This window comes from Bradyrhizobium cosmicum, assembly GCF_032290525.1.
GTDB classification, from domain to species: domain Bacteria; phylum Pseudomonadota; class Alphaproteobacteria; order Rhizobiales; family Xanthobacteraceae; genus Bradyrhizobium; species Bradyrhizobium cosmicum_A.
Map to the genome: position 1 here is coordinate 1 of NZ_JASXTA010000566.1, position 239 is coordinate 239.

A 239-nucleotide genomic window follows, 5' to 3' on the forward strand; every position below is an offset into this window, starting at 1 on the left:
CTGCAGCACTTCTTTTAGGATAATGTACTCGTACAATTTGTACAGGAGTTGGCTTTTTATGAATAATTGCTTTGTTTGTTGTTACATAAAACGTATTTGTTTCATCAATATCTTCTTCTAAATTCATGCCTCGATTGCTATAAACAACTTGATCAGATTTCTTTTCTATTGATGGAGATGAAGAGGAAGCTTGGCTTCTTCTCCCGTTTGGGTAATTCACTATGTAACCTCCTCACAAT

At 34.7% G+C, this 239-nt stretch carries 1 protein-coding gene; it reads right to left on the minus strand.

Going from position 1 to position 239, the window contains the following annotated elements; all coding sequences use genetic code 11:
* A partial coding sequence (locus QSV46_RS40960) for a Holliday junction resolvase RecU (protein WP_314964480.1) occupies window positions 1-220 on the minus strand: 220 nt, incomplete at its 3' end.
* Window positions 221-239: the final 19 nt, after the last annotated feature.